Origin of the sequence: Blastococcus litoris, from assembly GCF_003075095.1 — a bacterium.
Classification (GTDB): Bacteria; Actinomycetota; Actinomycetes; order Mycobacteriales; family Geodermatophilaceae; genus Blastococcus_B; species Blastococcus_B litoris.
The window spans coordinates 520579-541053 of the sequence record NZ_QCZF01000002.1; the positions used below are offsets into that span (position 1 = coordinate 520579).

Annotated in this window: 26 protein-coding genes; 9 read left to right on the forward strand and 17 right to left on the reverse strand. The window is 74.0% G+C overall.

Features of this window, described 5'->3' with window-relative positions; translation table 11 throughout:
• Nucleotides 1–9: 9 nt before the first annotated feature.
• Nucleotides 10–861 carry a pyridoxal kinase PdxY gene (gene pdxY, locus DCS98_RS06915; protein ID WP_206340128.1) on the reverse strand — a complete coding sequence of 284 codons (852 nt, stop codon included), beginning with the start codon at nt 859–861 and terminating at the stop codon, nt 10–12.
• Nucleotides 862–1016: 155 nt separating this feature from the next.
• On the opposite strand from pdxY, the gene DCS98_RS06920 reads away from it, so the two are divergent.
• Complete coding sequence (locus DCS98_RS06920) at nt 1017–3020, forward strand: S41 family peptidase (RefSeq protein WP_206340129.1); 2004 nt, start codon at nt 1017–1019, stop codon at nt 3018–3020.
• On the opposite strand, the gene DCS98_RS06925 is transcribed toward DCS98_RS06920, so the two are convergent.
• Together DCS98_RS06925 and DCS98_RS06930 are read right to left on the reverse strand one after the other, a co-directional pair.
• Nucleotides 2929–3420, reverse strand: a complete 492-nt coding sequence (locus tag DCS98_RS06925; protein ID WP_241037280.1) for a VanZ family protein — start codon at nt 3418–3420, stop codon at nt 2929–2931. The genes DCS98_RS06920 and DCS98_RS06925 overlap by 92 nt on opposite strands.
• 22 nt (nt 3421–3442) lie before the next feature.
• Nucleotides 3443–3799 carry a hypothetical protein gene (locus DCS98_RS06930; RefSeq protein ID WP_164704430.1) on the reverse strand — a complete coding sequence of 119 codons (357 nt, stop codon included), beginning with the start codon at nt 3797–3799 and terminating at the stop codon, nt 3443–3445.
• Between the two features lie 87 nt (nt 3800–3886).
• Between DCS98_RS06930 and DCS98_RS06935 the strand changes: the two genes are divergently transcribed.
• A complete protein-coding gene (locus DCS98_RS06935; RefSeq protein WP_241037283.1) occupies nt 3887–4408 on the forward strand; it encodes a GNAT family N-acetyltransferase in 522 nt (173 codons plus the stop codon).
• Between the two features lie 5 nt (nt 4409–4413).
• Here the strand turns inward: DCS98_RS06935 and DCS98_RS06940 are convergent, their stop codons facing one another.
• From DCS98_RS06940 to DCS98_RS06955, 4 genes are all read right to left on the reverse strand, one after another.
• Entirely contained in the window at nt 4414–4827 is a 414-nt protein-coding gene (locus DCS98_RS06940; protein WP_116450594.1) for a rhodanese-like domain-containing protein, read from the reverse strand.
• Nucleotides 4824–5369: a cysteine dioxygenase gene (locus DCS98_RS06945; RefSeq protein ID WP_206340130.1), complete on the reverse strand. Its 546-nt coding sequence runs from the start codon at nt 5367–5369 to the stop codon at nt 4824–4826. Before DCS98_RS06945 ends, DCS98_RS06940 begins: the two co-directional genes overlap by 4 nt.
• Nucleotides 5370–5632: 263 nt before the next feature.
• Nucleotides 5633–6463 (reverse strand): IclR family transcriptional regulator domain-containing protein, encoded by an 831-nt coding sequence (locus tag DCS98_RS06950; protein ID WP_116450595.1) that lies wholly within the window; start codon nt 6461–6463, stop codon nt 5633–5635.
• A gap of 44 nt (nt 6464–6507) precedes the next feature.
• Nucleotides 6508–7992, reverse strand: a complete 1485-nt coding sequence (locus tag DCS98_RS06955; RefSeq protein WP_116450596.1) for an amidohydrolase family protein — start codon at nt 7990–7992, stop codon at nt 6508–6510.
• A gap of 219 nt (nt 7993–8211) precedes the next feature.
• Between DCS98_RS06955 and DCS98_RS06960 the strand changes: the two genes are divergently transcribed.
• From DCS98_RS06960 to DCS98_RS06975, 4 genes are read left to right on the forward strand one after another with little or no spacing between them, the layout of a single operon-like run.
• On the forward strand, nt 8212–9396 hold the full coding sequence (locus DCS98_RS06960; RefSeq protein ID WP_116450597.1) for a CaiB/BaiF CoA transferase family protein: 1185 nt from the start codon (nt 8212–8214) through the stop codon (nt 9394–9396).
• On the forward strand, nt 9393–10193 hold the full coding sequence (locus tag DCS98_RS06965) for a citryl-CoA lyase (RefSeq protein ID WP_116450598.1): 801 nt from the start codon (nt 9393–9395) through the stop codon (nt 10191–10193). Before DCS98_RS06960 ends, DCS98_RS06965 begins: the two co-directional genes overlap by 4 nt.
• A 2-nt stretch (nt 10194–10195) precedes the next feature.
• Nucleotides 10196–11167: a quinone oxidoreductase family protein gene (locus DCS98_RS06970; protein ID WP_116450599.1), complete on the forward strand. Its 972-nt coding sequence runs from the start codon at nt 10196–10198 to the stop codon at nt 11165–11167.
• A gap of 53 nt (nt 11168–11220) precedes the next feature.
• The gene (locus tag DCS98_RS06975) at nt 11221–12084 is read left to right on the forward strand and encodes a dioxygenase family protein (protein ID WP_116450600.1); all 864 of its coding nucleotides are present in this window, start codon (nt 11221–11223) and stop codon (nt 12082–12084) included.
• A 23-nt stretch (nt 12085–12107) separates the two neighbouring features.
• On the opposite strand, the gene DCS98_RS06980 is transcribed toward DCS98_RS06975, so the two are convergent.
• From DCS98_RS06980 to DCS98_RS06995, 4 genes are all read right to left on the reverse strand, one after another.
• Nucleotides 12108–12806, reverse strand: a complete 699-nt coding sequence (locus DCS98_RS06980) for a Clp protease N-terminal domain-containing protein (RefSeq protein ID WP_116450601.1) — start codon at nt 12804–12806, stop codon at nt 12108–12110.
• Between the two features lie 57 nt (nt 12807–12863).
• The gene (locus tag DCS98_RS06985; RefSeq protein ID WP_116450602.1) at nt 12864–13061 is read right to left on the reverse strand and encodes a hypothetical protein; all 198 of its coding nucleotides are present in this window, start codon (nt 13059–13061) and stop codon (nt 12864–12866) included.
• 113 nt (nt 13062–13174) lie between these two features.
• On the reverse strand, nt 13175–14860 hold the full coding sequence (locus tag DCS98_RS06990; RefSeq protein WP_116450603.1) for a ribonuclease J: 1686 nt from the start codon (nt 14858–14860) through the stop codon (nt 13175–13177).
• A gap of 99 nt (nt 14861–14959) precedes the next feature.
• Complete coding sequence (locus DCS98_RS06995) at nt 14960–15163, reverse strand: cold-shock protein (RefSeq protein WP_116450604.1); 204 nt, start codon at nt 15161–15163, stop codon at nt 14960–14962.
• Nucleotides 15164–15455: 292 nt separating this feature from the next.
• Between DCS98_RS06995 and DCS98_RS07000 the strand changes: the two genes are divergently transcribed.
• Nucleotides 15456–16031: a class I SAM-dependent methyltransferase gene (locus DCS98_RS07000; RefSeq protein ID WP_116450605.1), complete on the forward strand. Its 576-nt coding sequence runs from the start codon at nt 15456–15458 to the stop codon at nt 16029–16031.
• 3 nt (nt 16032–16034) lie between these two features.
• Here the strand turns inward: DCS98_RS07000 and DCS98_RS07005 are convergent, their stop codons facing one another.
• The 5 genes from DCS98_RS07005 to DCS98_RS07020 form a co-directional block, all read right to left on the reverse strand.
• Nucleotides 16035–16619, reverse strand: coding sequence for a TetR/AcrR family transcriptional regulator (locus DCS98_RS07005; RefSeq protein ID WP_116450606.1), 585 nt, complete (start codon nt 16617–16619; stop codon nt 16035–16037).
• Nucleotides 16616–17458, reverse strand: coding sequence for an SDR family NAD(P)-dependent oxidoreductase (locus tag DCS98_RS07010; RefSeq protein WP_116450607.1), 843 nt, complete (start codon nt 17456–17458; stop codon nt 16616–16618). The genes DCS98_RS07005 and DCS98_RS07010 overlap by 4 nt, the downstream gene beginning before the upstream one ends.
• Before the next feature lie 216 nt (nt 17459–17674).
• Nucleotides 17675–18451, reverse strand: a complete 777-nt coding sequence (locus DCS98_RS07015) for a class I SAM-dependent methyltransferase (RefSeq protein ID WP_116450608.1) — start codon at nt 18449–18451, stop codon at nt 17675–17677.
• A gap of 52 nt (nt 18452–18503) precedes the next feature.
• Nucleotides 18504–18647 (reverse strand): hypothetical protein, encoded by a 144-nt coding sequence (locus tag DCS98_RS22890; RefSeq protein WP_164704432.1) that lies wholly within the window; start codon nt 18645–18647, stop codon nt 18504–18506.
• Between the two features lie 14 nt (nt 18648–18661).
• Entirely contained in the window at nt 18662–19192 is a 531-nt protein-coding gene (locus tag DCS98_RS07020; RefSeq protein WP_116450609.1) for a GNAT family N-acetyltransferase, read from the reverse strand.
• Between the two features lie 83 nt (nt 19193–19275).
• Between DCS98_RS07020 and DCS98_RS07025 the strand changes: the two genes are divergently transcribed.
• Both DCS98_RS07025 and DCS98_RS07030 read left to right on the forward strand, forming a co-directional pair.
• The gene (locus DCS98_RS07025; protein WP_116450610.1) at nt 19276–19740 is read left to right on the forward strand and encodes a winged helix-turn-helix transcriptional regulator; all 465 of its coding nucleotides are present in this window, start codon (nt 19276–19278) and stop codon (nt 19738–19740) included.
• Between the two features lie 23 nt (nt 19741–19763).
• Complete coding sequence (locus tag DCS98_RS07030) at nt 19764–20141, forward strand: hypothetical protein (protein WP_116450611.1); 378 nt, start codon at nt 19764–19766, stop codon at nt 20139–20141.
• Between the two features lie 7 nt (nt 20142–20148).
• Here the strand turns inward: DCS98_RS07030 and DCS98_RS07035 are convergent.
• On the reverse strand, nt 20149–20475 hold a 327-nt coding region (locus DCS98_RS07035; RefSeq protein WP_476727141.1), incomplete at its 5' end, for a hypothetical protein.

Genomic DNA, 20475 nt, shown 5'->3' on the forward strand with positions numbered 1-20475 from the left:
CCGGCGGGCTCAGACCTCGGTGACCTCGAAGGTGCGGCTCGGGGTGACGAACTCCTCCTGCGCGGCGACGAGCAGGATCTCGCGGGAGCCGGCGTCCTCGGTCCGCTGCAGCAGGCCGAACACCGACGCAGCGGCCCGGCCGAGCGCCTGCTCGGCCGAGCGGGTGTCGAGCCAGTGGGCGAGGAACAGGGCGGCGATCGCGTCGCCGGCGCCGTTCACGGAGACGCCCAGCTTCGGGGTGCGCACCCGGAAGTGCCGGCCGCCCTCCGAGGCGAGCAGGTCGATGGCGTCTCGGGGGGTGTCGTCGGTGACCAGTGACGTGGTGAGCACGACGCGCGGGCCGAGTGCCTGCACCGCGGCGACGGCGTCCTTCACCTCGGCGAGGGAGCGCGTCGTGCGGCCCGACAGCGAGCCGAGCTCGCAGTGGTTGGGCGTGACGACGTCGGCAGCGGGGACCGCCACCTCCCGCATGAACTCCTCGATGCCGGGCCGGACGAAGACGCCGCGTCCGACGTCCCCGATCACCGGGTCGCAGCAGTAGACGGCGTCGGGGTTGGCCTCCCGCACCCGCGCGACGGCCGCGACGACCGCGTGCCCGATGTCGGCCGACCCGAGGTAGCCCGACAGCACCGCGTCGCAGCCACCCAGGACGCCGCGGTCGGCGATGCCCTGCACGACCTCCTCGATCGACTGCCCGTCGTAGACCCGCCCGGTCCACTCGCCGTAGCCGGTGTGGTTGGAGAACTGCACGGTGTGGATCGGCCACACCTCGATGCCGAGGCGCTGCAGCGGGAAGACCGCCGCGGAGTTGCCGACGTGCCCGTACGCGACGTGCGACTGGATCGAGAGGACGTTCACCACGGGGAAGAAGGTAGCCAGGCCCGGTCGTGCCCGGATGGTCGGGCACCGTCGTCCGGTGACGCCGCCGTGACGCCGGCCCGGTAGGCCTGGCGCAGAGGCCGTCCGGCCTCGGGGGGAACCGCTGCCCGCAGCAGCCGCACGAACGAGGCGATCCGATGACGCTGGCCACCTACGTGGAGATGCCCACCCCGCGCCGCGCCGCGGACGACCGGTCCGACGACCTGCTCCCCGCCGAGCTGACCGTCGCCTTCGGCGCCGGGGACGCCGCCGTTCCCGGGTCGGTCCCGCTGCACGAGTTCCTGCGGACCGCCGGGACGCTGACGCTCGCCGAGCGGATGACGATCGTCGACCAGGCCCTGCTGATGCTCGAGGGCAACTACGTGCACCTGCCCCTGAAGTCGGCGATGCACGCGGTGAACCCGGTCCAGCGGCTCCGCCTGCTGCGCGCCCGCCTGCTGCGGCAGACCGACGCGACGATGGACCCCGAGCGGTCCTTCCACCAGGAGATGTCGGCGATCTTCCACTCGGTCCGCGACCTGCACACCAACTACCTGCTGCCGCAGCCGTTCGCCGGGATGATCGCCTACCTCCCGTTCCAGGTGGAGAAGTGCACCGACGGCGACCGCACCACCTACATCGTCACCCGTCTCGCCCAGGGCTTCTCCACCCCGACGTTCGACGTGGGCGTGCAGATCACGCACTGGAACGGGATGCCCGTCGAGCGCGCGGTCGCGGTGAACGCCGACCGGTTCGCCGGGAGCAACACCGCGGCCCGCCTGGCCCGCGGCGTGGACTCCCTGACCATCCGGTCGCTGCGGCTGCACCTGCCCCCGGAGGAGGAGTGGGTGACGGTCAGCTACCTCGACCGGGACGGGGTCCGGCGCGAGCTGCGCGAGCCGTGGCTGGTCGCCCCGAACGCGCCCGCGATGGCGGACGCCGAGGTGCTCACGACGGCCGCAGCGTCCATGGGCCTGGACCTGCACGCCGACGAGACCGGACGCGCCCGGGCGCTGCTGTTCGCCCCACGCGCCGTCGAGCAGAGCCTGGGGAACGTGGCCATCGAGCTGTCGGCCGAGCCGGCCGCCGTCGGTGCCGACGTGCCGTCGTCGATGCCGCTGGTCTTCCGCGCCCGCAGCGTGCAGACGGCCGCGGGCGTCTTCGGCCACCTGCGGATCTTCACCTTCAACGTGCCCGACCCGGCCGCCTTCGTGGCGGAGTTCGTCCGGCTGGTCGAGCTGCTGCCCCAGGAGGGGCTGATCCTCGACGTCCGCGGCAACGGGGGAGGGCACATCTTCGCCAGCGAGTTCACCCTCCAGACGCTGACCCCGCGCCGGATCACCCCCGAGCCGGTGCAGTTCGTGTGCACGCCGCTGAACCTGGAGATCTGCCGCCGGCACAAGGACAACCCCACCAACCAGATCGACCTGGGCCCGTGGTTCCCGTCCATGGACCAGTCCGTCGAGACGGGGTCCATCTACTCGTCGGCGTTCCCGATCAGCCCGGAGGACGGCGCCAACTCCGTCGGGCAGAAGTACTCCGGACCGGTCGTGCTGGTCACCGACGCCCGCTGCTACTCCGCGACCGACATCTTCGCCGCCGGCTTCCAGGACCACGCCATCGGGCCGGTGCTGGGCGTCGACGACAGCACCGGCGCCGGCGGGGCCAACGTCTGGACCCACGGCCTGCTCAAGGCGCTGCGCGACGTCCCGGTCGACCCCGCCTCGCCCTACCGGCCGCTGCCCAAGCAGGCCGACATGCGCGTCTCGATCCGCCGCACGCTGCGCGTCGGCGCGCTGGCGGGCACCCCGGTCGAGGACCTCGGGGTCCGGGCCGACGTCCGGCACCAGATGACCCGCCGGGACGTGCTCGAGGGCAACCTCGACCTGATGGACGCCGCGGGCGCCCTGCTGGCCGGCCGGCCACGCAGGCGCCTGGGCATGACGACGTCGGTCGACGGGTCCGGCGTCCTGACCTTGCAGCTCACCGTGCTGGGCATCGACCGGGTCGACGTCTACCTCGACGGCCGGCCGCGCAGCAGCACCGACGTCACCGACGGCGCGACCTCCCTCACCGTGCCGGGTGCGGCCGGGGCGGCGGTGGTGCAGGTGCAGGGCTTCGCCGACGGGGAACTGGTCGCCGCCCGGACCGCGCCGCTCTGACCAGCAGCCCGGTCAGCACCGCGCCGGCCGCGTTGAGCAGCGCGTCGAGGGGCGAGACCACGCGCCCGAGCGGGAGCGCCCACTGGAGCAGCTCGATGGACGCGGCCACCGGGAGTGCCACGGCCGCCAGCCGGCCGGGCGTCGCCAGGCGGGGCCAGCGGAGGACGGCGAGGGTGGCGAGCGGCGCGAGCAGGGCGAGGTTCCCGAACAGCTGGAGCATGGCGGTCGGCGAGCCCCAGCCCGTCGCGTACCAGTGCAGCTCGGACGACGGCGCGCCCCACGTCCAGCCCGACCCGGTCGGCAGGAGGGTGAGCAGCGCGACGACGGCGCCGGCGAGGACCAGCCCTCCGGACAGCGCGCGGCGGGCCGGCATCAGGCTGCACTGCCCGGCAGGCTCCACGGGGCCTGCTCCACGTAGGCGGTCAGGGCAGCCGCGCCGAGGGCGTCGACCTCCGCCGCGAGCGACCGCAGCGGGACGGGCGCCTCGGAGAGGAGGAGCGCGGCCAGGCGGGCGACGGCCCGCGCCAGGCGGCTCGCGCCGTCGACATCGTCCGGCTCGGGGAGGTCGGCGGCCCCGGCCGGCCACGGTTCGCCGACCTCGTCGACCAGGGCCGGCCGCCGGCGTCCGCCGTCGCCCAGCGGAGCAGCTGCACGACCTCCCCCCAGACGACGTCGGACACCACTGCGCCCACCGCGGTCAGCGGGACGGGGCGCCGGGCCAGCACCAGGCGGTGGGCGGCCGAGGGGTCGAAGAGCCGGCGTCGCGGGTCGTCGTCCACGCCCCGCACTCTGGGTGCCGGGCCCGGGAGGGCGCTGGACGCCACCTGTGCACACGCTGGCAACACCGGTGGTCGATCATGGCCGCCGTGACCAGGGGCCCGACCGTGCGCGACGCCGGCCCGGCGGACGCCCGCCGGTGCGCGGAGATCTACGCGCCCTACGTCCGGGACACCGCGATCTCCTTCGAGTCGATGCCGCCGTCGGCGGCGGAGATGGCCGACCGGATCGCCACCGCCCAGCGCGAGCACGCCTGGCTGGTCCTCGAGGACGACGGCACGGTGACCGGCTACGCGTACGCCGGGCCGTTCATGAGCCGGGCGGCCTACCGGTGGTCGGCGACGGTGAGCGTCTACCTCGACGGCGCCCACCGCCGGTCGGGCGGGGGACGGGCCCTCTACACCGCGCTGCTCGACCGGCTGGCCGGCGCCGGCATCCGGACGGTCCTCGCCGGCGTGGCGTTGCCGAACGAGGCGAGCGAGGGGCTGCACAGGTCCCTGGGCTTCCAGCCGGCCGGCACCTACCGCCGCGTGGGCTGGAAGCTCGGCCGCTGGCACGACGTCACCTGGTACCAGAGGGACCTCGTCACCGACTGGTCGCCGCCCGGCTGAGCAGGTCAGGGGGTGCGGGTCGGCAGGCCGGCCGCCGCCCACGCCCGGTACCCGCCGGCGAGGTCGGTGGTCCTGTGCAGACCAAGGGTGCGGAGGGCGTCGGCGGCGAGACTCGACGTGTAGCCCTCCGAGCACAGGACGATCACCTCGACGTCGTAGCCCGTGACCTCGGGCAGCCGCGCGTCGCTGGCCGGGTCGAAGCGCCACTCCAGGACGTTGCGCTCGACGACGAGGGCGCCCGGGACCTCGCCCTCGACTGCGCGCTGCGCGGCCGGGCGGATGTCGACGAGCAGGGCGCCCCGCGCGATCCGGGTGGCGGCCTCGTGCGGCGTCACGCGGTCGATCCGGGAGCGCGCATCGGCGAGGAGCTCGTCGATCGTGCGGGCACCGGCGGGCCGGGCGAGGGTCGGGGCGCTCACCAGTCCACCCCCGCGCGCTCGGTGCCGGTGCGGCGCAGCGTCCCGCCGTCGACCTCGTAGGTGTTCATCCAGGACAGGCCGGGGGTGTACACGTGCACGCTCACGGCGGGCTCGGTGCCACGGTTGGTGACCTGGTGTACGTGGTGCCGGCCGAAGTGCCGGACGCGACCGGGGGTCAGGTGGTCGGCGGACTGCCGCACGCCGGTGCGGCCGGCGGCGACCACCCGCTCGGTCAGCGTGCCGCTGACCACCGCGAAGGCCCCGGCCGAGGTGCCGTGGTCGTGGAGCGGCGTGCCCTGCTCGGGCAGCCAGGAGAGCAGCCAGACCTGGGCGTCGGCGAGCTCGGCGTGCAGCGACGGATCGAGCGCGTCGGCCGCGTGGTCGGTGGCGAGCAGGTGGGTCCAGCGGCCGGCGGACCGGAACTCGACGAGGTCCGACCAGCGATGGGACGCCGCGGCGAGCGCGGCCGCGAGGCCGGCGGCGCCGGCGCGCCGGGTGGTCGCGTCGGAGAAGGCAGGGGACAGGAGCGAGCTGTGCGTCATGGGGCTTCCCGGGGGTGGGCGCGCTCGACACCCCGGTCGGGTCCGGGTGAGCGCGGGAGAGCGGTGGGTGGCGGAGGCGTGCGTCAGCAGGCCGGACACAGTGCGCTGGCCGTCCGCAGCAGGTCTACGGCAGACCGGCGGTACAGCTCGTCGGCGATCCCCACGACCGGATACGACCAGCTCCTGCATTGCCTGTCAAGTTCATCAACTTGGTAGACATTTGTGTCGCGGGAGGGCGACCGGGTCTCCGGCCGGAACGCCGGTCAGGCCGTGGCCGAGCCGTCCCCGGTGCCTCGCGGGACCTCCACGTGCGGCCGCGACTGCCACAGCGCCCATTCCGCGCTGATGTCGCCGGCGGTCCGCAGCAGGCGCGGGAGGTGCTCCTGCACGAGCGTCTCCCGCGACGTCTCCGCTGCGTGCACGGTGACGTTCATGGCCGCCCGGACCGCCCCGCCGCCGTCCCGGACCGGTACCGCGACCGAGAGCACGCCGGGGGCGAGCTCCTCCTCGGCCAGCGCCCACCCCCGGGCCCGCACCTCGGTCAGCTCCCGTTGGAGCTGGTCGGCCGGCCGGCCGATGTAGGGCGGCAGCCCCGCCCGGCTCGGCACTGCCAGGGCGGCCGCGAGCTCGTCGGGCGAGAGCGCCGCGAGCAGCACCTTGCCCTGCGACGTCTGCACGGCCGGGAACCTTGTGCCGATCTCCACCCGCAGCGCGATGATCTTCGGCACCGACACGCGGGCGACGTAGACGATGTCGGAGCCGTCGAGCTGCGCCATGGACGAGGACTCACCGGTCCCGGCGACCAGCTCCTCCAGGTGCGGGCGGGCGATGTCCCACAACCCGAGGGAGCCGACGTAGGCCATGCCCAGGTCGAGCACCTTCGGCGTCAGCGCGAAGGTGCCGCCCGTGGACCGGACGTAGCCCAGCTCCTCCAGCGTCAGCAGCAGCCGCCGGGCCGTCGGGCGTGCCAGCCCGGCGGCGGCCGCCACCTCGGTGAGCGACATGGCCCGGTGACCGGCGTCGAAGCAGGTGAGGACGTCGAGCCCCCGCGCGAGGGCCTCGACGAAGTCCGGCCCCGTGCCGCGTCCCGCCATCTCCCACCTCCACGTGCTCGCCCCGCCGGCCGGGGTCCCGTCGTTCAGCGGCCGAGCACGCGCTCCTCGCCGCCGGCCCGCTTCGACTCGTCGACGAAGTCCGAGTACTGGTACGGGTTGTCCAGGATCGACGCCTCGGCCTCGGGCATCTGCGGGAACATGCCCGCCTCCCAGACCTCCTCGCCGCACGCACCCTTCAGGTGGTCGATGGTGTTCTCGACCTCGGTGCGCACGGCGCCGAGGTCGATGCCCACCAGCTTCCCGTCGTGCTTCACCACGCGGCCGTCGACGATCACCGTGTGCACGTCGCCGCGCTGCGCCTGGAACGCCACGTGGCCCAGCGGGTTGAGCAGCGGGAAGGACACCGGCGAGTTCTCGTTCTTGATCAGGACGACGTCGGCCTTCTTGCCCACCTCGAGCGAGCCCAGGTCGTCGTCGCGGCCGATGGTGTGCGCCCCGCCCTTGGTGCACCACTCGACGACCTGCTGGGCGCGCAGCCGCAGGTGCGTGATCGTGTCGCCCTTCAGGTGCGCGGTCAGGTGCTCGGACATGCGGTCGGCGTTGAGGGTCGACCGCATCGCGGAGAACATGTCGCCGCTCCACCAGACGCTGGTGTCCATCGACAGCGACACCGGGATCCCGTACTGCAGCACCTGCTCGGTGGGGGCGTGGCCCTGCCCGGCGGAGCACTCGGACTCGGTGGCCACGGAGATCGAGCCACCGGTGGCGGCGATCCGCTGGTAGCTGTCGCGGGTCAGCGTGGAGGCGTGCACGTAGGTGGTCTCCGGCGTCATGAAGCCGCCGTCGTACATCTGCTGGATGCCCGTGTCGCTGGTCGCCCCCCACACGCCTGCATGGGTGGTCACCGGGAGGCCGAGCTCCCGGGCCACCTCGAAGGCGGCCTTCTCGGGGAAGGCGGGGTCGCCGGTGACGTCGAAGGCGATCTGCACGCCCATCATGTCGTCGCGCTCGTCGCGCAGCCGCTCCAGGAACGAGCGGACGGCGGGATCGGCCGTCCACTCCCAGGGGCCGGCCTGGATGTTGCCGTAGGCGAGGACGAACCGGCCGGGGACCGAGCGCAGCGCCTCGAGGGCGGCCTCGCCGTGGTCGATGGTGTGCAGGTTGTGCGACCAGTCGACGGTCGTGGTCACGCCGGCGTCGAGCGACTCGATGGCGGCGAGGCGGTTGCCCGCGGCGATGTCCTGCGGCCGGAACTTCGTGCCGTGCTCGAGGTAGTACCAGACGAAGTACTGCGTCAGCGTCCAGTCGGCGCCGTAGCCGCGCATCGCCGTCTGCCACATGTGGCGGTGGGTGTCGATCATGCCGGGCATGACGATGCCGCCGGACGCGTCGATCTCCTGGGTGCCCTCCGGCACCTCCAGGTGGGGTCCCACGGCGGCGATGCGGTCGTCGACGACCAGCACGTCGGCGTCGTTCAGGACGGTGCACGAGCCGTCCATGGTCAGCACCGTGCCGCCGCGCAGGACCACCGGGCGGCCGGGCTCCGGAGCGGGCTGCGAGTGGGTCATCGTCTCCTCCTCGGACGTCGTCGTCTCGCATCGGACACATGTCCGCTCTGCGGCCAGCCGGTGCGATGCGCGTCACCTTCTCGGTGCCGGGCGGCGCTGTCAAGAGCTCGCCCCACGCCGTCGGAGTCCCGGTTGACAGGTTCGCCCGGAGCTGATGAGACTGCCGGGCAACCCAGACGGACAGTCGTCCGCGAACGCCTCCGAGGAGCGGTGCCCAGGATGAGTTCAGGACCGGTGCCACCCGGGACGGGCACGGGCGGTGGGCCGCTCGCGGGCCTCCTGGTCGCCGACTTCTCCCGGATCCTGGCCGGGCCGTACAGCACGATGCTGCTGGCCGACCTCGGTGCCGAGGTGGTCAAGGTCGAGGGTCCCGGCGGCGACGACACGCGCACCTGGCAGCCCCCGGTCCGCGAGGGCGTGTCCACGTACTACCTCGGGGTCAACCGCAACAAGCGGTCGGTGGCGCTGGACCTCAAGGACCCCGGCGACCTCGAGCTCGCCCGGGAGCTGGCCCGCCGCGCCGACGTCCTCGTGGAGAACTTCAAGCCCGGCGGGCTGGCGCGGTTCGGTCTCGACTACGACACCGTCGCGGCGGGCAACCCCGGCGTGGTCTACGCGTCGATCAGCGGCTTCGGCAGCGGCCCCGGTGGCGCGTCGCTGCCCGGCTACGACCTGATCGTGCAGGCGATCTCGGGGTTCATGAGCCTGACCGGCGACACCGACGGAGAGCCCTACCGGGCCGGGGTGGCGCTGTTCGACGTGATGGCCGGCCTGCACGCGACCATCGGCGTCCTCTCCGCGCTCAACCACCGGCACGAGACGGGCGTCGGCCAGCACGTCGAGGTCAACCTGCTGAGCTCGGCGCTGTCCGGCCTCGTGAACCAGACCAGCGCGTTCGTCGCCGGTGACGTCGTCCCGTTCCGGATGGGCAACAGCCACCCGAGCCTGTTCCCGTACGAGCCGCTGCCGTGCGCCGACGGCGAGCTGATCATCACCGCCGGCAACGACGGCCAGTTCCGCCGGCTGTGCGACGTCCTCGGTCTGCCGGAGCTGGTCGACGACCCCCGGTTCCGCCGCAACGAGGACCGCACCGCCAACCGCGACGAGCTACGGCCCCTGCTGGTCGAGCGGCTGCGGACCCGGTCGAAGATGGACTGGTTCCGCGACATCATCGGCGCCGGGGTGCCCTGCGGGCCGATCAACACGATCGACCAGGGGGTGGCCTTCGCGCAGGACATCGGCCTGGACCCGGTCGTGACCGTGGGGGAGGGGACGGGCGCCGTGCCGTCGATCCGCAACCCGATCACCTTCTCGGCCACCGCGCCCGGGTACCGGCTGCCGCCGCCGGCCCTGGACGAGCACGGCGACGAGATCCGCAGCTGGCTGGCGGAGGAGGCCTCGTGAGCGAACCCCTCGCCTTCCCGACGTCCCTGGGCACGTCGACGGCCGACGAGATCCGGCTGCTCGGCCAGGATCTCACCGCCGACCTCATGGGCAAGGTCGGCTTCGGCGAGCTGGCGTTCTGGCTGGTCGCGATGCGCCGGCCCACGCCGTCGGAGACCCGCGTGTTCGAGGCGGTGCTGGTCGCGCTCGCCGACCACGGGTTCACGCCGACGGCGATCGCCGCCCGCCTCACCTACCTCTCGGCGCCCGACTCGCTGCAGGGCGCGCTCGCCGCGGGCCTGCTCGGCGGGGGATCCCGGTTCCTCGGGGTCACCGAGGACTGCGGCACCTACCTGCACGCGGTGATCGCGGCGCAGGACGACCTGCCCACCGACGACGCGGGCTGGGACGCCCTCGCCCTCGAGGCCGTCGCCGCGACGCGGGCGGCGAAGCGGTTCGTCCCCGGGCTCGGCCACCCGGTGCACAAGCAGGGCGACCCCCGGACCCCGGTGCTGATCGGCATCGCCGAGGAGGAGGGCCTGCGCGGGCCGCACCTGCGGCTGTTCGAGGCCATCGGGCGGGTGCACGAGCAGGTGCTCGGCCGGCGGCTGCCGCTCAACGGCGCCGGCGTGTGCGGCGCGGCGCTCGCGGACCTCGGCCTGCCCGTGGAGCTGCTCCGCGGCTTCGCCCTGCTGGCCCGCGCGGCCGGCCTGCTCGGCCAGATCGCCGAGGAGCGGCGCCGGCCGATCGGGATGGACGCGTACCTCGCCGTCGACCGCAACGCGGTGTACGTCGACCCGGCTGACGAGGAGGGCTGAGCGTGCGCGCCGCCGTCCTCACCGAGCCCGGCCAGGCCCCGACCTGCGGGACGCACCCGGATCCCGTGGCGTCCGAGGGCACCGCCGTCGTCCGGGTGACCGCGGCGCCGATCGTGCCGCTGGACCTGCTCGCCGCGTCGGGCACCTCCTACTTCGGCCGCCCGGCCGTGCCGTACGTGCCCGGGGTCCAGGGCGTGGGCGTGGTGGAGGAGTCCGCGTCGCTGCCCGCCGGCACCCGCGTGTGGTTCGCCACGAGCGCCGGCATGGCTCCGGGTGACGGCAGCCTGGCGCAGCGGTGCGCCGTCCGGGAGGCCGACCTCGTGCCGGTCGACCAGGACCTGCCCGACGAGCACCTCGCCGCCCTCGGGCTGTCGGCCGTGGCCGCCTGGATGGTGCTGACCGCCCCCGGCCGCCTCCGCGCCGGCGAGACCGTGCTGGTGCTCGGTGCCGGTGGGGCGGTCGGGCAGTCGGCGATCGGTGCGGCGCGGGTGCTGGGCGCCGGACGGGTCGTCGCCGTCTGCCGGTCCGCGGAGGCGCAGCAGAGGGCCCGCGACCTCGGCGCCGACGAGGTCGTGCCGCTCGAGGGTGACGCCGACGCCCTCACCGCCCGCTTCCAGGACGCCTGCAACGGCCGGGCCGACGTCGTCGTCGACCCCGTGTTCGGGGTGGCCGCCACCGCGGCGTCCCGGGTGCTGGGGGAGCGCGGCCGCCTGGTCAACCTGGGCGGCGCCTCCGGCGACGTCGCCGAGTTCTCCTCGGCGGTGCTGCGCAGCCGGTCGGCCGCGGTGCTCGGGTACACGAACAACGCGCTCACCCCGGCCGAGCGGTCGCAGGCGCTCGCCGCGGTGACCCGGCACGCTGCCGCCGGTCGCATCTCCGTCGCCCACGAGGTGCTCGACCTCGGGGCCGTGTCCGACGCCTGGCGCCGCCAGGCCGCAGGGGGGACCGGCGCCCGCCTGGTGCTCACCCCCTGACCCCGTTCCCGCGGCCGGCACCCGCCGGCCGTCTCCCGTCGCAGGAGGATCCCGTGCAGCTGGTCACCGAGGACAACATCACCGACCTGGCGGTGCAGCGCTGGGCCACGGCGGAGGACCCGCGCCTCGCCGAGCTGATGACCGCGCTCGTGCGGCATCTGCACGACTTCGCCCGGGAGGTGCGGCTGACCGAGGCGGAGTGGATGGCCGCGATCCAGTGGCTGAACCGCACCGGGCAGATCAGCAACGAGAAGCGCGAGGAGTTCATCCTCACCTCGGACGTCCTCGGCTTGTCGATGCTCGTCGTCCAGATGAACCACGCGCTCGACCCGCGGGCGACCCCGGCGACGGTGCTCGGCCCGTTCCACATCGAGGGGTCGCCGCAGCTGGGCTACGGCGAGGACATGTCGCAGGGGCTCCCCGGTACGCCGCTGTACCTGCACGGCGTCGTCACCGACCTCGACGGCACCCCGGTACCCGGCGCGGTCCTCGACATCTGGCAGGCCGACAACGAGGGCCTCTACGAGTCGCAGCACGCCGACGTCGACGAGGCGCGGCTGCGGGCGAAGTACACCAGCCGGGAGGACGGCACCTACTGCTTGCGCACCGTCGCCCCGCTCGGCTACACGATCCCGATGGACGGCCCGGTCGGCGAGCTCATCTCGCGGACCGAGATCAGCCACTTCCGCCCGGCGCACGTGCACTTCCTGCTCAACGTGCCGGGCTACGAGCCGCTGATCACCCACCTGTTCCAGGAGGGCGCCGACTACCTGGACAGCGACGTCGTGTTCGGGGTCAAGGCCGAGCTGGTCGTGCGCTACGACCAGCGCGAGCCCGGCCCGACGCCGGACGGCGGGAGCAGCGACGTGCCGTGGTTCGAGGCGCGGTACGACTTCGTCCTGCAGCCGCAGGGCTGACCTCGGCTCACCGAGCGCCGGGGTCAGCCGCCCTGCTGCGCCGCTACCGCCGTCTCGGCCTGGTGCCGGTCCACGCCCAGACCGGCGAGCACTCCCGTGCCGTCCTCCACCTCGAGGAGCGCGAGGAGCAGGTGCCCCGTGCCGATCGAGTCGGCGCCGTGCCGCGCCGCCTGGCGGAAGGTCAGCTCCAGCGCCTTGCGGGCGTGCGCGTCGAACGGGATGAGCGCGGGCACCTGCTCGACCCGCTCGGGCAAGGTGGCCGTCGCCGTGCGGCAGACCGCCTCGACGTCGACGTCCTGTGCCCGCAGGATCTCGGCGGCGGCGGTGGGCGAGCTGAGGAGCGCCAGCAGCAGGTGGGGGACGCCGATGGTGGCGTTGCCGTGCTCTCGCGCATGTTCCTGCGCCCCGACGACCACCGCCCGCGCCTCCTCGGTGAAGCGGCTGAAGCCCTGGCTGGCGTCCAGCGGCTCCCCACCGTCGGACCCCTTCGCCACGAACCGCTTCTGCGCGGCCTGCTTGCTGACACCCATGCTGCGGCCGATGTCGGACCAGGAGGCCCCCGAACGGCGGGCCTGGTCGACGAAGTGCCCGATGAGGTGGTCGGCGACGTCGCCGAGGTGGTCGGCGAGCAGGACGGCGCCGGAGAGCTGGTCGAGTGCGTCGTCGTGCTGGGCGGTGACGGCGGAGATGAGGTCGTCCAGGCGGACGGAAGCCGAGGTCATACGTCAACGCTAGGTTGACGAACGTCCCATCGTCAACCCGCGGTTGACGATGTGGCCTCAGCGGTTCTGGCGTCGGGCGATGACGACGAGGACGACGAGGATCAGCGGGAACACCGCCCAGGACGGCACCCCGACGGCGGCCAGCAGCGGACCGGCGACGAGCAGCACGACCTGGAAGGCGACGAAGATGCCGACGAACAGCACGACGAAGAACAGGGCGGGTCGTTCCATCTGCAGGCGGCGCAGGTAGTCCATGGCCCCTCCTCGGTTCGTGCGGTCAGGACACCTCAGGCATCGGCACGGCTGTGCCCCGCCTGAAGCCGTCGCTGCCACAACGCCCCACCCGGGTGGGGCGTTCCTGGTCCCGGTCAGGCGTCGATGACGATGGGGATGATCATCGGGCTGCGCCGGTAGGTGCGGTGCGCCCACTGGCCGACCGCCCGCGAGATCAGCTGTTCGAGCTGGACGGCGCCGCCCACGCCCTCCTCGGCGGCCCTCGCCAGGGCCTTCTCGACGAGGGGCACGACGGCGTCGAACGTCGTCTCGTCGTGGACGAACCCGCGGGCCAGGAAGTCCGGGGGCTCGGCCAGCGTGCCGGTGTCGGCGTCGACGATGGCGACGACGGTGATGACGCCCTCCTCGGCCAGGTTGCGCCGGTCCTTGAGGTGGGCCTCGGTGGCACCGCCGACGGTCTCGCCGTCGACGTAGACGTTCCCGGCGGGCACCTTGCCGCTGATCCGCACGCGACCGTCGACCAGGTCGACGGCGAAGCCGTCCTCGGCCAGGACGACGCCCTTGGGGTGCACTCCCGTGCGGACGGCGAGCTCGCCGTTGGCCTTGAGGTGCCGCCACTCGCCGTGCACCGGCATGACGTTGCGCGGCTTCACGATGTTGTAGCAGTAGACGAGCTCGCCGGCGCTGGCGTGGCCGGACACGTGCACCTTCGCGTTGCCCTTGTGCACCACGTTCGCGCCCCAGCGGGTCAGCTCGTTGATGACCCGGTAGATCGCGTTCTCGTTGCCGGGCACCAGGGAGCTGGCCAGCAGCACGGTGTCGCCCTCGCTGATGCGGATGACGTGGTCGCGGTTGGCCATCCGCGCCAGCGCCGCCATCGGCTCGCCCTGGGAGCCGGTGCAGATCAGGCAGACCTGGTCGGCGGGCAGCTTCTCCAGCACCTTCATGTCGACGACCAGGCCGTCGGGCACCGTCAGGTAGCCCAGCTCGCGCGCGATGCCCATGTTGCGGACCATCGACCGGCCCACGAAGGCCACCTTGCGGCCGTGCGCGTGCGCCTGGTCGAGCACCTGCTGGATGCGGTGCACGTGGCTGGCGAAGCTGGAGACGATCACCCGCCGCGGCGCGGTGCGGAAGACCTTCTCGATCGCCGGGACGAGCTCGCCCTCCGACGTGGTGAAGCCGGGGACCTCCGCGTTGGTGGAGTCGGTGAGGAACAGGTCCACGCCCTCCTCGCCGAGCCGCGCGAAGCCGCGCAGGTCGGTGATCCGCCGGTCCAGGGGGAACTGGTCCATCTTGAAGTCGCCGGTGTGCAGCACCAGGCCGGCGGCGGTGCGGATCGCGACGGCGAGCGCGTCGGGGATGGAGTGGTTGACGGCGAGGAACTCCAGGCCGAACGGGCCGAAGTCGACCAGGTCGCCCTCGGAGACCTCCACGGTCTCCGGGCGGATCTTGTGCTCCTTGAGCTTGGCCTCGATGAAGGCCAGCGTCAGCTTGGAGCCCACGAGGGGGATGTCGGCCCGTTCGCGCAGCAGGTAGGGGACGCCGCCGATGTGGTCCTCGTGGCCGTGGGTGAGCACGATCGCCACGACGTCGTCGAGCCGGTCCCGGATCGCGGTGAAGTCGGGGAGGATCACGTCGACGCCGGGCTGGTGCTCCTCGGGGAAGAGCACCCCGATGTCGACGACCAGCAGCTTGCCGGCGTGCTCGAACACCGTCATGTTCCGGCCGATCTCACCGAGACCGCCGAGCGCGATCACCCGCAGGCCGCCGTCGGGCAGCGGTGGGGGTGTGCGCAGTTCACGGTGCGTGCGACTCATGCCCCGAACGGTACGGCGGCGTGCCGACGGCCCCGCAAGGGCCCGGGAAAGCAGAACGGGGGCCACGGCGCAGTGCGCCGTGACCCCCGTCCCGGTGGATCAGATGGGGCGGACGTTCTCCGCCTGGGGGCCCTTCTGGCCCTGCGTGACGTCGAACTCCACGGCCTGACCCTCGTCCAGCGACTTGTAGCCGCTGGACTGGATGGCCGAGTAGTGGCAGAAGACGTCGGCGCCGCCGCCGTCCTGGGCGATGAACCCGAAGCCCTTCTCCGCGTTGAACCACTTCACAGTGCCCTGAGCCATGCTGTTCTTCTTCCGTGCTGGGGGTGTCGCCGACCGGCAGACTGCCGGTCGCCGGGTCGCTGCACCACCGGCAGGACCGAGAGGAACGTCAGGCAGAAGACGACTGCGGACGTTCGAGAACGAAGCAGAGGCACGACAGCGACCGGGGTCAACCCTACGCTGCCGCCGCCCCCCGGCGGCCGGACACCCCTCGTCCGGGTGGCGGCACCCGGGCTGCACGCCGGCCGGGTCCGTGCCATCGTGCTGCCCAGGGCCGGGCGCCGGGCCCGCGCCGCAGGTCCGGAAGGCAGGCATGAACCAGCAACTGGCCGATCGGCTCCGATTCCTCCGCGCGTTCGCCGCCAACCCGCGGCAGGTGGGCGCCATCCTGCCGACGTCCCGGCTGGCCGTCCGCGACATGCTCGACATGGCCGACGTGCCGGCCGCCTCCCTGGTCGTCGAGCTGGGGGCCGGGACCGGGTCGCAGACGGGCGAGATCCTCGCCCGGATGGGCCCGGACGCCCGGCTGGTGGCGCTCGAGATCGACCCCCGGCTGGTGGAGCTCCTGGAGGAGCGGTTCGACGACCCGCGCCTGCAGGTGGTGTGCGACTCCGCTGAGCACCTGCGCGACCACCTGGGGGAGGAGCGGGCCGACGTCCTCGTGTGCGCGCTGCCGTTCACCTCGCTCGAGCCGGGGCTCCGCCGCCGCATCCTCGAGTCGATGCCCGGCGCGCTCGGGCCGGGCGGCGTCGCCCTCGTGATCCAGTACTCGCCCCTGATCCAGTCGGAGCTGCGCCGCCTGTTCGGCTCGGTGCGCCGGCGGATCTCGCCCCTGAACGTGCCGCCGGCCTTCCTGTTCGCCTGCCGGCTCGCGCCGGACGCCGGCTGACCCTCAGGCCTGCACGGCCTGCCACACCCGCTCGGCCAGGGCGGTCTCGGCCGCGGCGAGGTCGACGCCCGGCGCCCCGGCCAGCCAGCGGCGGGCCAGCTCGGCAGGGGGTCCGACGACCAGCACCTCGAGCACCTCGGCAGGGACGTCGACCACGCGGCCGGCGGCCACCTGGCGGGCGAACCAGCCGTGCAGCTCCGCGGTCCGCGGGCCGATGGTCGCCGCGATGCCGGGGGCGTGCGCGGGCAGGAACGACGCGTAGGACGACGCGTGGACGTAGCGCGCGACGTCCGGGTGCTCGCGGGTGAAGCGCAGGTAGGACGTCACGACCGCTCGGACGCCGGTCGCCGCGGTGCGGGTCCGTCCGAGGGTATCGAGGACGGCGTCGAGCAGCTCGCCCAGGCAGCGGCCGTACAGCGCAGCCGCCAGCCCGCCGGCGCTGCCGAAGTGGTGGTAGAGGCTGCCCAGGCTCACGCCGCTGCGGTCGAGGACCGCCTGCACCGTCATGCCGTCGTGGCCCGCCTCGGTGTGCACCGCGAGCGCGGCGTCGAGCAGCCGGCCGCTGGTCTCCCGGCCCCGCGACGTCACAGCGGTGCCCCCGTGAGCCGCGCGGCCTCGTCCCAGAGCGCGGCCGCGAGCGCCGCGTCGTCGGCGGGGGGCGCCAGCGGCACCTCCGTCTCGAGCTCCACGTAGCGGCCGGTCACCCCCGCGAGCTCCGGTGCGGTCGCCAGGCGCGCCACCCGGGCGGCACCGACCTCGGGCGCCTCCCACGACCGCTTGGCCAGGCGCAGCAGCAACCCGACCGGGCCGCCGCGGTCGCCCAGCGCCGTCCGCAGCACCCCCGGGTGGACGGCGTCGATCGCCACCCGGCGAGGCTGCCAGCGGCGGGCCCACAGCGGCGTCATCGCGAGGTTGCACAGCTTGGTGTCGGCGTAGGTGCGCAGGGAGGAGAACCGCTCGCCCGTCGCGGTCGCCCCCGGTTCCGCCCGGCCCTTGACGTAGAGGCCGGCGCTCACCTGGACGACCCGGGCACCGGACTCCGCCAGCAGCTCTTCGAGCAGGGCGTTCAGCAGGAAGGGCGCGAGGTGGTTGACGGCGAACGCCTGCTCGACGCCGTCGGCGTTCAGACGCCGGCGGTCGGGCCACGTGCCGGCGTTGTGCACCAGCACGTCCAGCCGGGGGCAGGCCGCCAGCACGGCTGCGGCGGACGCCCGGACGCCTGCTGTGTCCGACAGGTCGCCGACGACGAGCTCGACCGGCACCTCGTGCGCGGCCCGCAACCGGTCGCGGGCCACCTCGCCACGGCCGGCGTCCCGGGCGAGGAGCACCACGTGCAGGCCCTGCGCGGCCAGCGCGCCCGCCGTGGCCAGCCCGAGCCCGCTCGCGCCGCCGGTCACCAGCGCGGTGCGTCGTCCGTCCGTCGTCATGGGCGGACTGTAGCGCGCAGATGGAGGCTTCCTCTAGAAGATTCCTCTAGTACGGTGGCCCCACTCGACGGCCCCTGACCCCGGTCGTCGGGATCGCGGGCCCCGGCGCGGCGCTGAGTTCGCCGTCGCCCGGCTGCGGTGCGGCACGCCCGAGGAGCCGGCCGCGGACCCTGCGCACGAGCACCACTCGTCCCCGCTCGGCTGAGCGGCCGGCGGTCAGGGAGCGGTGCCGCGCACGGCCCAGGCCCGCGCGGTCAGCCGGATCTCCCCGGCCGGCAGCCGCTCCCGGACTGCGTCCCGCACCCTCGTCCGGTCGGTCTCGGGCAGCGACGCCAGGTGGGCGGGGGCCGAGCCGGTCCCGCCCAGGAACGGCGACCAGAAGTCGTCGAAGTCGCGGAACTCCGTCGGGACGACGATCTCCGTGGTGCCGACGTCGGTCAGCCCGGCGGCGGTGGCCATGGTGCGCAGGGCCTCGGGGCGGCAGAACCCGAAGCGCACCGCCTCGGACTCCGCCGGGTCGCCGAGCCCGAGCTCGAGCACGGCGTCCCAGTAGGCGGTCATCAGCTGCATGCCGCCGGCGTAGTCCCAGACGTAGGCCGCCACGGTGCCGCCCGGGCCGACGGCACGCCGCATCTCCCGGAGCACCGTGGTCCGCTCGGCGACGAAGTTCAGCACCAGGCCGGACACGGCGGCGTCGAAGACGCCGTCCGGCACCGGCAGCGCCCGCGCGTCGCCGACCTCGAAGCTCGCGCGCGGGTCCGCGACGGCGGCAGCGGCGTGCTGCACGAAGCCGGGGGAGGGATCGATGCCGACGACCGCGGCCGGCTCGGCCGCGGTCAGGACGGCTCCGGTGAGCGCGCCGGTGCCGCAGCCGACGTCCAGCCAGCGCTGCCCGGCCGGCCGGCCCAGCCAGTCGACGAACCGGGCTGCCACGAGGCGGCTCCACCGGCCGACGTAGGCGTCGTAGCTCTCGCCGCTGGACCAGGCGTCCATGCGGCCCGACCGTAGCGGCCGGACGGCGGGGCGGAACCGGTTCCGCGCGCGGTCAGCGTCGGGCGGACAAGACGGCGATCTCGTGGGCGGACTCGACCGTGGGGGCCGAGGCCAGCGCCCGGGCCAGGGCGCGCTCCTCGCGGAGGTGGCGACGGGCGGCGCGGCGGCTGGCGAAGGTGGTGGACAGGCGGGACATGTCAGGACTCCGATTCAGATCGTTGCGGTCGCGAGGAGTGAGTCGGCCCGCGGGGAGGCGGATACCGGCTCCGGCGGGAGCGGGCTGGTCACGGTGAGGACGTCGGCGTCCGGCGTGACGGTCGAGCCCGGGAGCAGCCGCCGGACCAGGCCCAGGACCGGCCGGTTGTCCGGCTGGACGGTGGCGGTGAAGGTGCGGACGCCGCGGCGTGCGGCGAGGTCGGTGAGCGAGGCCAGCAGCTGCCGGCCGACCCCCGCCCCCTGCCAGGCGTCCTCGACCAGCACGGCGATCTCGGCCGTGGACGGGTCCTCCGAGGGGCGGTCGTAGCGGGCGACGCCGACCACCTCGCCGCCGACGACCGCGACGACCGCCTCGCGCAGGTCGTGGTCGACGGTCACCAGACGGCGGACCGTCTCGTCGGGGAGGCGGTGCACCGGGGCGTGGAACCGCCGGTAGATCGTCTCGGGGGACAGGCGCGGCCAGAGCCGGTAGAAGAGCGTCCGGTCGGCGGGCCGCACCGGCCTCGTCGTCACCGCGATGTCCATCCCGGCCTCCTGGGTTCGTAAAATGAACTGTCCTCCTCCGTTCGAGGTTCGTCAAGTGAACTCAGCCGGTCTAGACTGCCGGTGTGACTGACGCCTCGTGGGACCGGTCCCGCTGCTCCGTGGCGGGCACCCTGGCCGTGGTCGGGGAGAAGTGGAGCCTGCTCGTGCTGCGCGAGGCGTTCCTCGGCGTGCGCCGGTTCGCCGACCTCCAGCGCAACCTGGGTGCTCCCAAGGCGGTGCTCACCGACCGCCTGGGCACCCTCGTCGAGCAGGGCATCCTCCGGCGGGTGCCCTACCAGGCCGAGGGGGAGCGGCAGCGCCACGAGTACCGGCTGACCACCAAGGGCATCGACCTCTACCCGACGCTCGTGGCCCTGATGCAGTGGGGCGACAAGTACCTTGCCGACGACGTCGCGCCGCTGGCGCTGGAGCACCGCGACTGCGGATCGCCGGTGCACCTCGGCCTGGTCTGCGACGACGGGCACGAGCTCTCCGGCGCCCGCGAGGTCCGCGCCGTTCCTCGGCAGGGCGCCTCCCGCGCGGGCTGACCGGCCGCCCCTACGATCCGCGGATGCCCTGGCGGACGGTCATCCGGTCGTGCGCCTGGGTCGTCGCGGCCCTGGCGTCGGTCCTGGTGGCGCCGGTGGTCTGGCTGCACACCGTCGACGAGGGCGCGGTGCCCTCGGTCTCGGACGTGCCTGCGCTGCCGGCCGGGGTGCGGGTGGCGAACGACGACCTGTCGTGCGGGTCGGGCGGCTGCTGGCTCCGCCTGGGCCTGGTCGCGACCGACGGCCGGTCGCCCGCGGCCCTGCTGGACGGCGCCGGGTACCCGGACCGCACGTGCGGGCCGGCGAGCTGGCTGGACCGGCGGCGGGTGTGCACCGACCTCGTCGTCGATGGCTCCCGGGCCTCGCTCGTCGTGCAGTACGACAGGTCCCGCTGGTTCTGAACGGCGGTCAGCTCCCGCCGAGCGACTCCACCGTGCGCACGAAGTCGGCGGCACGCTCCTCGTAGTTGCGGTACCGCCCGAAGCTGGGGGCCGCGGGGGAGAGCAGGACGACGCCGTCGGGCCGGGCCCACGCGAACCCGGCGCGCACCCCCTCGGGCAGGTCGGCCACCTCGCGGACGTCGACGTCGGGGGCGCCGGACCGCAGCGCCGCCGCGATCCGCGGCCCGCTGTCGGGCAGGCACACCGCCAGCAGGTCGCCGCGACCGGTGAGGCCCTCGGCGAGCGGCCCGTAGTCGATGCCGCGGTCGTGGCCGCCGACCAGGAGGGCCACGAC

Excerpts from the sequence above, each read along its gene's own strand:
- DCS98_RS06920 (WP_206340129.1), top strand. The coding sequence starts at position 1,017 with ATGACGCTGGCCACCTACGTGGAGATGCCCACCCCGCGCCGCGCCGCG.
- DCS98_RS06945 (WP_206340130.1), bottom strand. The coding sequence starts at position 5,369 with ATGACGCACAGCTCGCTCCTGTCCCCTGCCTTCTCCGACGCGACCACC.
- DCS98_RS06950 (WP_116450595.1), bottom strand. The coding sequence starts at position 6,463 with ATGGCGGGACGCGGCACGGGGCCGGACTTCGTCGAGGCCCTCGCGCGG.
- DCS98_RS06955 (WP_116450596.1), bottom strand. The coding sequence starts at position 7,992 with ATGACCCACTCGCAGCCCGCTCCGGAGCCCGGCCGCCCGGTGGTCCTG.
- DCS98_RS06960 (WP_116450597.1), top strand. The coding sequence starts at position 8,212 with ATGAGTTCAGGACCGGTGCCACCCGGGACGGGCACGGGCGGTGGGCCG.
- DCS98_RS06980 (WP_116450601.1), bottom strand. The coding sequence starts at position 12,806 with ATGACCTCGGCTTCCGTCCGCCTGGACGACCTCATCTCCGCCGTCACC.
- DCS98_RS06985 (WP_116450602.1), bottom strand. The coding sequence starts at position 13,061 with ATGGACTACCTGCGCCGCCTGCAGATGGAACGACCCGCCCTGTTCTTC.
- DCS98_RS06990 (WP_116450603.1), bottom strand. The coding sequence starts at position 14,860 with ATGAGTCGCACGCACCGTGAACTGCGCACACCCCCACCGCTGCCCGAC.
- DCS98_RS06995 (WP_116450604.1), bottom strand. The coding sequence starts at position 15,163 with ATGGCTCAGGGCACTGTGAAGTGGTTCAACGCGGAGAAGGGCTTCGGG.
- DCS98_RS07000 (WP_116450605.1), top strand. The coding sequence starts at position 15,456 with ATGAACCAGCAACTGGCCGATCGGCTCCGATTCCTCCGCGCGTTCGCC.
- DCS98_RS07010 (WP_116450607.1), bottom strand. The coding sequence starts at position 17,458 with ATGACGACGGACGGACGACGCACCGCGCTGGTGACCGGCGGCGCGAGC.
- DCS98_RS07015 (WP_116450608.1), bottom strand. The coding sequence starts at position 18,451 with ATGGACGCCTGGTCCAGCGGCGAGAGCTACGACGCCTACGTCGGCCGG.
- DCS98_RS22890 (WP_164704432.1), bottom strand. The coding sequence starts at position 18,647 with ATGTCCCGCCTGTCCACCACCTTCGCCAGCCGCCGCGCCGCCCGTCGC.
- DCS98_RS07020 (WP_116450609.1), bottom strand. The coding sequence starts at position 19,192 with ATGGACATCGCGGTGACGACGAGGCCGGTGCGGCCCGCCGACCGGACG.
- DCS98_RS07030 (WP_116450611.1), top strand. The coding sequence starts at position 19,764 with ATGCCCTGGCGGACGGTCATCCGGTCGTGCGCCTGGGTCGTCGCGGCC.